The organism is Aeromonas sp. Lyrl_2, from assembly GCF_051948815.1.
GTDB classification, from domain to species: domain Bacteria; phylum Pseudomonadota; class Gammaproteobacteria; order Enterobacterales; family Aeromonadaceae; genus Aeromonas; species Aeromonas veronii.
Window position 1 is genome coordinate 1 of the sequence record NZ_JAYJLJ010000054.1, and the last position, 1,386, is coordinate 1,386.

Genomic DNA, 1,386 nt, shown 5'->3' on the forward strand with positions numbered 1-1,386 from the left:
ATTCATGTACAGGATCTTTAGCAGCAACCAATTGAAATAGATATAAAAATGGCTTCGATTGTGATCTGATTTTATCGCCAAACAAAACCGCCACGCACGAAGCCATGACCATTATCGATGCCAACCACTATCTTGAGCAACTTCTCTCTCCTGCCGAACTCGACCGCATTGCCCGTGACTGCCAATTTTGCTTGCGCAAACGAGCCATTACGCCTGCCATGCTGGTGACTGCACTCTTGCGGGCACTTGGCTGCGACCAGGTCGATGGTATCGCTGGATTGCACCATCATTTCAATGCCTTGCAACTGGTTGATGCCCATCAGGTTTCCTACAAGCCCTTTCACAACCAGTTGCGCAAAGCGTCGTTCGCCCTGTTCATGAAGGCGCTGGTTGAACGGGCTATCGCCTTGCGTATCGGCCAACAGATGAAGACTGCATCCCTTGGCGCATTCAAACAGGTGTTGTTGCAGGATGGTACTTCCTTTGCCGTCCACAAAAGCCTGGCCGAAGTGTTTCCGGGAAGGTTCAAGACCATTAGCCCGGCGGCAATCGAGTGTCATATGCTCATGTCTCTATTGGAGCAAAGTCCAGTTTGCATGCAGGTCTCTGCCGATACGGCGTCAGAGCGCCAGTTCCTGCCTGAGCCCGAGCGGCTCAATAACAGCCTGCTGTTGGCGGACGCGGGTTACATCGATATGGCCTACTTTGCGAAACTAAACGAGGCGGGCGGTTTCTATCTGGTCAGGGGTAGTAAGAGCCTGAACCCGAAGATTATCCGGGCATGGCGCGGTGACGAACGGGAAGTGCCGAAGCTGGCGGGCCTGTCACTCAAGGATGCTGGACGGCGGCACTGTCGGGCAGAGGTACTGGATATGGTGGTGAAATCGGGCAAGTTCGAGTATCGGCTGATCCGACGCTGGTTTGCCGAGGAGAAACGGTTCTGTATCTGGATGACCAATCTGCCACGAGAGGCATGGCCAGCAGAGCGGGTGATGAGCCTGTACCGCTGTCGTTGGCAGGTGGAGCTGCTGTTTAAGGAGTGGAAGTCGCACAACCGGCTCAAGGGCTTTGTGACAGGTCAGAAAGCCATTGCCGAGGGGCTGGTGTGGGCCAGCCTGTTGTCGCTGGTGATGAAAAGACGGGTAGCTCAGACGCTGATGGGGGACGGTTTATCCACACTGAAAGCGGCGAAAAATAGCGGAACCTGGTGGTTCCCGTTATTGGAAGCGGTGGCTCATCGGGTGTTGGTGGAAATAAGAGAGCGTCTGGAATGGGCTGCCGTTTACTTGGCGAAAAATGCCCGTCGAACCAAGCAGCGAAAATCGATACAGAACAGGACCTTAGAAGGAATTTCAAATGAAGTGTTTTCTTAAGGTCCTGTATATG

General features: G+C 53.5%; 1 protein-coding gene. It reads left to right on the forward strand.

The window, feature by feature from the left end; genetic code table 11:
* The first annotated feature begins 104 nt into the window (after positions 1-104).
* The gene (locus VF684_RS20850) at positions 105-1,373 is read left to right on the forward strand and encodes an IS4-like element ISAeme4 family transposase (RefSeq protein WP_041206016.1); all 1,269 of its coding nucleotides are present in this window, start codon (positions 105-107) and stop codon (positions 1,371-1,373) included.
* Positions 1,374-1,386 lie beyond the last annotated feature (13 nt).

Coding starts and splice junctions, on each gene's coding strand:
- VF684_RS20850 (WP_041206016.1), top strand. CDS start 105: ATGACCATTATCGATGCCAACCACTATCTTGAGCAACTTCTCTCTCCT.